The sequence below is a fragment of the Streptomyces oryzae genome (assembly GCF_017676365.1).
GTDB classification, from domain to species: Bacteria; Actinomycetota; Actinomycetes; order Streptomycetales; family Streptomycetaceae; genus Streptomyces; species Streptomyces oryzae.
This window is the reverse complement of sequence record NZ_JADKMA010000255.1, coordinates 1-8860: the sequence shown is the minus strand read 5'-3', so window position 1 is coordinate 8860 and position 8860 is coordinate 1. Positions and strand designations below refer to the sequence as shown.

The 8860-nt window shown below is 72.2% G+C and carries 8 protein-coding genes; 1 reads left to right on the top strand and 7 read right to left on the bottom strand.

Annotated features, from left to right (window positions below):
• Positions 1–180: 180 nt before the first annotated feature.
• The 7 genes from ITI46_RS31400 to ITI46_RS31370 all read right to left on the bottom strand — a co-directional run bounded on the left by ITI46_RS31400 (position 181) and on the right by ITI46_RS31370 (position 7526).
• A complete protein-coding gene (locus ITI46_RS31400; protein WP_209243330.1) occupies positions 181–2250 on the bottom strand; it encodes a DoxX family protein in 2070 nt (689 codons plus the stop codon).
• 173 nt (positions 2251–2423) lie between these two features.
• Positions 2424–3338, bottom strand: a complete 915-nt coding sequence (gene rlmB, locus ITI46_RS31395; RefSeq protein WP_209243329.1) for a 23S rRNA (guanosine(2251)-2'-O)-methyltransferase RlmB — start codon at positions 3336–3338, stop codon at positions 2424–2426.
• 129 nt (positions 3339–3467) lie between these two features.
• A complete protein-coding gene (cysS, locus tag ITI46_RS31390) occupies positions 3468–4868 on the bottom strand; it encodes a cysteine--tRNA ligase (RefSeq protein WP_209243328.1) in 1401 nt (466 codons plus the stop codon).
• 78 nt (positions 4869–4946) lie between these two features.
• A complete protein-coding gene (locus tag ITI46_RS31385; RefSeq protein WP_209243327.1) occupies positions 4947–5354 on the bottom strand; it encodes a PPOX class F420-dependent oxidoreductase in 408 nt (135 codons plus the stop codon).
• A 77-nt stretch (positions 5355–5431) separates the two neighbouring features.
• Entirely contained in the window at positions 5432–5968 is a 537-nt protein-coding gene (gene ispF / locus ITI46_RS31380) for a 2-C-methyl-D-erythritol 2,4-cyclodiphosphate synthase (RefSeq protein ID WP_209243326.1), read from the bottom strand.
• Positions 5958–6737, bottom strand: a complete 780-nt coding sequence (ispD, locus tag ITI46_RS31375; RefSeq protein ID WP_209243325.1) for a 2-C-methyl-D-erythritol 4-phosphate cytidylyltransferase — start codon at positions 6735–6737, stop codon at positions 5958–5960. Before ispD ends, ispF begins: the two co-directional genes overlap by 11 nt.
• Positions 6738–7043: 306 nt before the next feature.
• Complete coding sequence (locus ITI46_RS31370) at positions 7044–7526, bottom strand: CarD family transcriptional regulator (protein WP_016472332.1); 483 nt, start codon at positions 7524–7526, stop codon at positions 7044–7046.
• 568 nt (positions 7527–8094) lie between these two features.
• On the opposite strand from ITI46_RS31370, the gene ITI46_RS31365 reads away from it, so the two are divergent.
• Complete coding sequence (locus ITI46_RS31365; protein ID WP_209243324.1) at positions 8095–8745, top strand: copper chaperone PCu(A)C domain-containing protein; 651 nt, start codon at positions 8095–8097, stop codon at positions 8743–8745.
• The last annotated feature ends 115 nt before the right edge of the window (positions 8746–8860 follow it).

The window sequence follows — 8860 nt, the reverse complement described above, 5'->3', positions numbered from 1 at the left end:
GCCGGGCATTACGGTGGGACACGAAGGCCTCCGCGCGGTGAAGATTCGACACCTCCACCACACACGGAGGCCTTCCCTTTGATCAAGACCACACCGTGTCAACAACGCTGGTGATCAATACAACTAGGGCTTGCCCCTTACCGTTCGCGGGACCGAGGGGCACCCCCCGGCAAGCACGGCTCAGTGCCCCAGCAAGCCACCCAACGCACCACGTCCTCCTCCGCCAGAGGAGGACGTGCCCGACGAAGAGTCCTCACTCGTGGAGGACGACTCACGGGAGACACCCGAACGGGAGCCGGAGCTCCCACTGGTGCCGTCCTGCGACTGCTGCCCAGGCTGCTGCTGCGCCGGCGGCGCCGTGGTGCCCTGCTGCTGACCCGGCGTGGCCCCCTGCGGACCCCCCTCGTTCGCCCCCTGCGTCTGCCCCTGGCTCGGGGTGGACTCCGGGCCACTGCTGGCCCGGCGCTCACCCGGCCTGGTCTCCTTCGCGGAGGGGCGGCCGTCCTTGCCGCGCCGGCCCAGCTCACCACGCCGCCCGTCCGCACCGGCCGGGCCCTGCGTCTCCTGACCCGCGCCGGCCCGGCCCGGCTGCTGGGGCATCGGGGAGCCCGGCAACCGGTTGGTGGGCGTCTTCTCGCGCTCGGGGGCCACGGTCGGCTGCGCGGAGCGCACCGCGCTGCCCAGCAGCGAGCCGACGAGCAGGGACAGACCGACGGCGACCGTGGCGATGACGGTGCCCCTGCGCAGCACCCGGCGCCGCAGATCGCGCAGTTCCACGCGGGGGCCGAGCCTCCGCCACGCCTCGCTCGCCAGCCGCCCGTCGACGGAGTAGACGGGCGCGCCCGCGATGATCAGCGGGCTCCACGCGGCGAGGTAGATGATGTCCGGCGCCTCGTAGGCGGGGACGCTGCTCCAGCTGACGGTCATCAGCAGCGCGGCCGACAGCAGCGCGCCGACGCCCGCAGCGACCCGCTGCCACAGTCCGAACATGGTCAGCACGCCGACGATGATCTGGAGGAAGGCGACGGTGAGGCCGGCGCCGACCGGGTGGGCGAGGGCGAAGTCCCGCAGCGGGGAGGCGATCGTCCACGGGTCCAGGGACCGCAGCCAGGTGACCATGGAGCCGCGCTCGCCCCCGTCGAAGTAGACGGGGTCGCACAGCTTGCCCATCCCGGCGTAGACGGAGATGAAGCCGAGGAACAGCCGCAGCGGGAGCAGTACGACGCCCAGATTCATCCGGCGCCCCGGGTAGTACGCGTGCCGCACGGCGTCGCGGCGGCGGCGGCCCTCGGCGTCCGCCGCGGCGTCGTCGTCGCCCGCGTACCCTCCGGGGCCCTCGTCGTCCTCCCGGTCCGCGTAGGCCTGGTAGCCCCCGGGGCCGTCGAAACGGGCATAGCGGCCGGGACCGCCGGGGCCGCCGCGGTCGCCCTGGTAGGTGACCGTCGCCAGTTCCCCGGTGTCCTGCCCGAGCGCTTCGAGCTCCCCGGTGTCCTCGTCGAAGGCGCCGCGCGCCGGGCGTACGCCCTTCAACAGCGGCTCCGGCTGCGGCGGTTCGGGCTGCGGGGGAACCGGCCGCCCGCTCTCTGAGGGCTGCGGGCCGCGGGGCGGGCCGACCACGGTGGCGGGGCCCTTGACCCGGGGCAGGGTCTGGGTGGCGGAGGGGTCCGGCTCGGTGGTGGCGGGGCCCTCGCGGCCGACGAGACCGGCCGTGCGGGCGGCCTGGATCAGCTTCGTGGCGCCCGTGTCGTCCGGCTCGGGGCCGCCGCTCCACACCACGGGGGCGCGGCGCCCGGCCCGCCCGGAGCCGGAACGGCGGGCCCCGGCCGCCGCGGTGCCGCCGGTGACGACGGGAATGGGCTCGGTCTCCTCGCCGCTGTGCGGCCGCGGGCCGGAGCCTGCGGAGACGAGTTCCCCCGCGGCGGATCGGGCCTGCGCGGACGTGGAGGCAGGTGCGGTGGCGGACTGCGCCAGCGGGTCACGTCCGACTGCGGACGCGGCGACGACGGCGGGAACGGCAGACGTAGCAGACGTGGCCGGCGTGGCAGACCTGGCCGATCCGGCGGACGCCGCGCCGAGCCGTACTCGGAAACTCGCGTGATTGACGACCACCTCAGCGGGGTCGGACGGGACCTTGACCGTGCTCAGCACCGGTTCGTCGTCGAAGAAACCGCGTGGGCTTCCCCCTGGGCCGTGCCCGGAGCCGCGGCCCGAAGCGCCGGGTGCGCGGGGTGTTCTGGTGTCCACACTCATCTAACCGAGTGACGGACGGTTAGGACACTGCCTTGACCGGCCCGATCTGTCGGAGGTCCGTCAAGAGATCACACCCGGTCGCGGGTCCTGGCCCGCGACCGGCCCGCGCCGAGCCCAACGCCCGGCCGGGCTCAGCCGCGGCGCCTCAGCCGCGGCGCCTCAACCGCGGCGCCTCAGCCGCGGCGCCGCGCCGCCTCGTAGAGGACCACTCCGGCCGCGACGCCCGCGTTCAGGGACTCGGCGCCGCCCGGCATCGGGATGCGTACCTTCAGGTCGCACGTCTCGCCGACCAGCCGCGACAGGCCCTTGCCCTCGCTGCCGACGACCACCACGAGCGGGCCGTCGAGCGCGGCGACATCGCCCAGCTCCACATCGCCGTCCGCCGCGAGTCCGACGACCATCAGGCCCGCCTTCTGGTAGGCCTCCAGCGCACGGGTGAGGTTGGTGGCGCGCGCGACCGGCGTGCGCGCCGCCGTACCCGCTGACGTCTTCCACGCGCCGGCCGTCATCCCGGCCGCCCGCCGCTCGGGCACGACCACGCCGTGGCCGCCGAACGCCGAGACGGAGCGCACGACGGCGCCCAGGTTCCGCGGGTCGGTCACCCCGTCCAGCGCGACGATCAGCGGGTCCTCACCGCGGTCGAAGGCGGCCGCCGCCAGGTCCTCGGGGTGCGCGTACTCGTACGGCGGGACCTGGAGCACGAGGCCCTGGTGGTTGAGGCCGTTGGTCATCCGGTCCAGCTCGGGCCTGGGGGCCTCGACCAGCCGGATACCGCCGCGCTCGCCCGCGACGCGGACGGCCTCACGGACGCGCTCGTCGTTGTCGATGAACTGCTGCACATACAGCGCGTTGGCCGGCACACCCTCGCGGAGCGCCTCCACCACGGAGTTCCGGCCCACGACCAGCTCCGCTGTGGACTTGCCGCCGCGCTGCTGGCGGGCCTGGGCACGGCGCGCCTTGACCTGCGCCGCGCGCTGCTTGGCGTGCCCCTTGCGCATCTCGGCGGGCGGGGTGGGGCCCTTGCCCTCCAGACCTCGGCGGCGGTTGCCGCCGCTGCCGATCTGCGGCCCCTTCTTCTTCCCGGGCATGCTGGGGCACCTACCTTGCTCTCTGCGGCGTGCGCGGCTCGCTGCGGGTGCGCGTCGAGTGCGCGATCGGATGTACGTACGGCTTTACAACGGTACCGGCACCGGGGAGTACCGGTACCGAGGGAGCGCTCACCCCCCGGCGAGCTCCCAGCGGGGGCCCGAGGGGGTGTCCTCGATCGTCAGCCCGGCCCGCGCCAGCTCGTCGCGGATGGCGTCGGCCGTCGCGTAGTCCTTGCGGGCCCGCGCGGCCTGCCGCTGCTCCAGCACCAGGCCGACCAGCGAGTCCACCACGGAGTGCAGCTCGGCACCGCCACCGGGGGCCGCCGCGGACCATGCGGCGTCCAGCGGGTCCATCCCCAGCACGCCGAGCATGGCGCGGACCTCGGCGACGGCGGTGGCGACGGCGGCCTTGTCGCCCTCGCCCAGTGCGGCGTTCCCCTGCCGCACCGTCGTATGGACGACGGCCAGCGCCTGCGGGACGGCGAAGTCGTCGTCCATGGCCTCGGCGAACGCCTCCGGCACCCGCTCCGCCGGCTCCACCTGGCCGGTCAGCTCGGTGCCGCGCTGCAGGAAGCCCTCGATCCGGCCGAACGCGGACTCGGCCTCGCGCAGCGACTCGGTGCTGTACTCGATGGTGGAGCGGTAGTGCGGGCCGCCCAGGTAGTAGCGCAGCACCAGCGGGCGCCACTGCTTGACCATCTCGCTGACGAGCACCGAGTTGCCCAGCGACTTGCTCATCTTCTCGCCGCTCATGGTGACCCAGGCGTTGTGGGACCAGTAGCGGGCGAAGTCGTCGCCGAACGCGCGGGACTGGGCGACCTCGTTCTCGTGGTGCGGGAAGACGAGGTCGACGCCGCCGCCGTGGATGTCGAAGGCGCGGCCGAGGTACTTGTGCGCCATCGCGGAGCACTCCAGGTGCCAGCCGGGTCGGCCGGGCCCGAAGGGGGTCTCCCAGTAGGGCTCGCCGGGCTTGGCGGCCTTCCACATGGCGAAGTCGCGAGGGTCGCGCTTGCCGGTCTCGCCCTCGCCGGCGGGCTGACGGAGGCTGTCGAGCTCCTGGTTGGAGAGGGAGAGGTAGTCGCCGAAGGAACGGACGTCGAAGTAGACGTTGCCGTCGGCGGCGTAGGCGTGGCCGCGGTCGATCAGCACCTGCATCATCTCGACCATCTCGGGGATGTGGCCTGTGGCGCGCGGCTCGTTGGTGGGCGGCAGGCAACCGAGCGCTTCGTAGGCGGCGTTGAAGGCCCGCTCGTTCTCATAGCCGATCGCCCACCAGGGCCGGCCCTGCTCGGCGGACTTGGCGATGATCTTGTCGTCGATGTCGGTGACGTTGCGGATGAACGTCACCTTGTAGCCGCGGTAGCTGAACCACCGGCGCATGATGTCGAAGTTCAGCCCGGAGCGGATGTGCCCGATGTGCGGGGCCGCCTGCACGGTGGCGCCGCACAGGTAGATCGAGACGCAGCCGGGTTCGAGCGGGCTGAAGTCGCGGATCTGCCGGGCGCTGGTGTCGTACAGGCGAAGAGTCACGGGGTCAAGGGTAGTAGCCCGGCGGGCCCCGCCGTGCCCTGGCCGCAGGGACGGGACGGGGCCTGCCGCCGGGAGTGCTCAGAGCCTGCCGACGACCTTGTCGACGGTGACGCGTACGACGACGCGTTCGGCGTCCTGATCCGAGGCGGGGTTGAACTCCGCGTAGGGCTTCCCGGTGTACTTGTGCGACAGCTCGTCGATGAGCTCCTGCGCGCCCTCAGTGCTCAGCGACGCGGTGCCGCGCAGCTCCGCATAGGTGTACGGCGACTCGGCGGGCTGCACCATGACGGTCACCCGGGGGTCGCGCTTCAGGTTCTTCGTCTTGCGGCGGTCGACGGTGGTGGAGAAGAGCACGTCTTCCCCGTCCCGCTTCACCCACACCGGCGACACCTGTGGACTGCCGTCCGGCTGGATGGTGGCGACGGCGATGAAGACCTTGCCGTCGAGGACCTGCTTGAGCTCCTCGGAGAGCACCTGCTGTGCCACGGGATGGGCTCCCTTCCTCTGGATGCGGAGGTCTGTGCGGAAGTCTTGCTCCTTTCCGGACCGTATCTCACACACCGTCAGCCGCGGAGCTCCTCCGCGCGCGGCAGAAGCGGCAGGACCAGCGCGGTGGCCACAGCTGCCAGGCCCTCGCCGCGCCCGGTCAGGCCGAGCCCGTCGGTGGTGGTGCCGGAGACCGAGACGGGGGCGCCCGCGGCGTCGGAGAGTGCCTTCATGGCCTCGGCGCGCCGCTTGCCGATCTTCGGGCGGACGCCGATGACCTGTACGGCCACATTGCCGATCTCGTATCCCGCCGCGCGCACGATGCGGGCCGCCTCCGTGAGCAGCGCGACGCCCGAGGCGCCGGACCACTCGGGGCGTTCGGTGCCGAAGTGGGCGCCCAGATCGCCGAGCCCGGCGGCGGAGAACAGCGCGTCGCATGCCGCGTGCGCCGCCACATCGCCGTCGGAGTGTCCGGCGAGTCCGTACCGCTCGCCCTCCCACAGCAGCCCGCCGCACCACAGCTCGCGGCCCTCCTCGAAGGCGTGCACGTCGGTGCCGATGCCGACCAGGGGCAGCGCGGCAGCGGCGGGGCCGCCGGTGTGCTCAGTAGGCATCCTTCGCCCTCCTCCTGGCCAGAACCGCCTCCGCGAGCACGAGATCGAGGGGGCGGGTCACCTTGAACGCCTCCTCGTGGCCGGGGACGACGACCACCTCGACGCCGAGCCGCTCGACCATGCCCGCGTCGTCCGTGGCGCCCTCGCCCTGAGCCGTCAGCCGGGAGTGCGCCTCGGCGAGCACCTTGCGGGAGAAGCCCTGCGGAGTCTGCACGGCGCGCAGCCGGCCGCGGTCCGGGGTGCCGGTGACCGGCTCCGGCTCGCCGTCGCCGCGCGGCTCCACCTGCTTGACGGTGTCGGTGACGGGCAGCGCCGGCACCACTGCGGGCGCACCGTCGCGGACGGCGCGGGCGACGGCGTCCACCGTCTCGTCCGGGACCAGCGGCCGGGCCGCGTCGTGCACCAGCACGGTCTCGACGGTGTCCGGCAGCGCGGCCAGGCCCAGGCGTACGGAGTCCTGGCGGGTGTCGCCGCCCGGCACGACGGCGACCTCCGGCAGCCCGTGCCCGTCCAGCAGCGTACGGACGGCGGAGACGCCGTCCGACGGTGCCACCACGACGACGAGCTCGACGGCGCGCGCCCGCGCGGTAGCGCGTACGGCGTGCACCAGCATCGGCGTACCACCGAGCTCGCGCAGCGCCTTGGGCGCTCCCGGACCGAGCCGGACGCCCTTGCCCGCTGCCGGGATCACCACGGCGGTGCGGGGCCCGGCGTCAGCGGAGGGCCGGGAGTCCCCGGAAGGGGCGAAGTCTGTGGAATCGATTGACATCGGTAGCGCGTTCAGGGTTTGTGTCCTCAGCCGGGGTGGGTATGGCCTGGGGGTACCCCCGGCCATAGGTTGGGGGAGTGCCGGGCGCCACCGCTCGACCGAACCCTTCCGTGACCATCGGTCGAGTCGGCTGCCCGGGCCCGGCACATCGGCTCCTCAGCCGACGGCGGCGCATTCGCCGGCGTAGGCGCAGCATGCTGGATCATGTCGCAGCAGCATGCCCGAACGTGCCCCGAACATGCCGCAGCGCCCGGTGACGACTGATGTCATCCGGGCACCGCGGCATCGTATGGGGCAGATCGAGTGTCAGGAAGCGAGAACCTCGTCGAGCAGCGCCTCTGCCTTGTCCTCGTTCGTGTTCTCCGCCAGAGCCAGTTCGCTCACCAGGATCTGGCGGGCCTTGGCCAGCATCCGCTTCTCACCGGCGGACAGGCCGCGCTCACGCTCACGGCGCCACAGGTCGCGCACCACCTCGGCGACCTTGATCACATCGCCGGACGCGAGCTTCTCGAGGTTTGCCTTGTAGCGCCGGGACCAGTTGGTCGGCTCCTCGGCATACGGCGCGCGGAGCACCTCGAAGACCCTGTCCAGCCCGTCGGAACCAACGACGTCGCGCACGCCTACGAACTCCGCATTGTCCGCCGGCACGCGAACGGTCAAATCGCCCTGCGCGACCTTCAGAACCAAGTAGGTCTTGTCCACGCCTTTGATCTGGCGAGTTTCGATAGCCTCGATCAGCGCGGCCCCGTGATGGGGATAGACCACGGTGTCGCCAACCTTGAACGTCATGTGTCAGGTACCCCTTCCGTGGCTATCCAGGGTAACACGGGAACGACATCTTCTGAATGGCGTTTTCGCAGGTCAGGGCATATCTCGGGGCTTGACAAGCGGCCCTCTATCGTGCATCGACCGGTCAATGCAAGCGGGTATTCGCAGGTGAGAGCGGTTCTGCGCACCCGTCGAAACGGGCCCGGACGGCCTCCGGAAGAGGCCCGCGACACGACCGTTATGACCGATTTGTCCGACTGTAGGGAGTGGCATCGATCGCCCCTCCATCCGCTTTCCCAAGAATTGATCAATGGCCGTGTAAGAGCCTGTTGATCAATTCTTCATCAACCTCTCGCATTCCCGTGGAATCGCCCGTACGGAGGTCTTCCGGGCATCGGCCCGCTGCTATTCGACGGTGTACGGGAACAGGGCCGCGCGGCGCCGGGAGCCCGGGCCGGAGGGTCGGGTGCGGGGCGTCCACAGGCTGTCGGTAACCTGACCCCCGCACGCGAAAGCCCATCCGTACGCGACCGGCACGCGCTCGAGGAGCGTGCCTGCCGCCATAGCTCGCCTAGGAGTTGCCGCCGCCGTGAGCAGCAGCCTTCGTCGCGGCACCCTCGCCGCCACCACCCTCGCGCTCGCCGCCGTCTCGCTGACCGCCTGCGGCGCCGGGAACGACGCGCAGACGCTGGAGATCAGGCCCGACAACGCGGCGACGCACGTCGGGGTCATCAAGGTCCAGAACGCCAACATCGTCACCGACACCGCGGGTTCGGGCGAGGCGACGGTCACGGCGCGGATCTTCAACGACGGCGAGAAGGACCAGACCCTCAAGGGCGTCTACATCAAGGGCGCCCGTGCCGAACTGAGCCCCGCCAAGGGCGAGAAGAAACTGGTGGTCCCGGCCGGCGGCTCGCTGGCGCTGGGCGGCAGGGGCAAGGCGTCCGCGCTGATCGCCGACGCGGAGAAGGCGGGTGTGAAGGACGGCAACGCGCAGGCGCTCACCTTCGACCTGAGCCGTACCGGGCCGGTGAAGCTGCGGGCCACGGTGCTGCCCGCGGAGAACGCGTACAAGACGGTCGGGCCCAGCTCGTCGCCCTCCCCGTCGCAGTCGCCGTCCCGCCGGACTCCGGAGCACGGCCCTTCGGACTCGGCGTCGCCTTCTGGCTCGGCCGAGCCCGGGGAGGCCAGCCCGTCCTCCTCGGCCCCGGCCGGTGCGGAGGAGCAGGCCGGTCACTGAGGCGCGCCCCGTCAGGGGCGCGGGGAACTGCGCGCTCAGCCACAAGCCGCCCGCACCCGGCGGTGCACACCACCCCTACGGCGAGAGGCCGCATCCCCCGTGCGGGGTGCGGCCT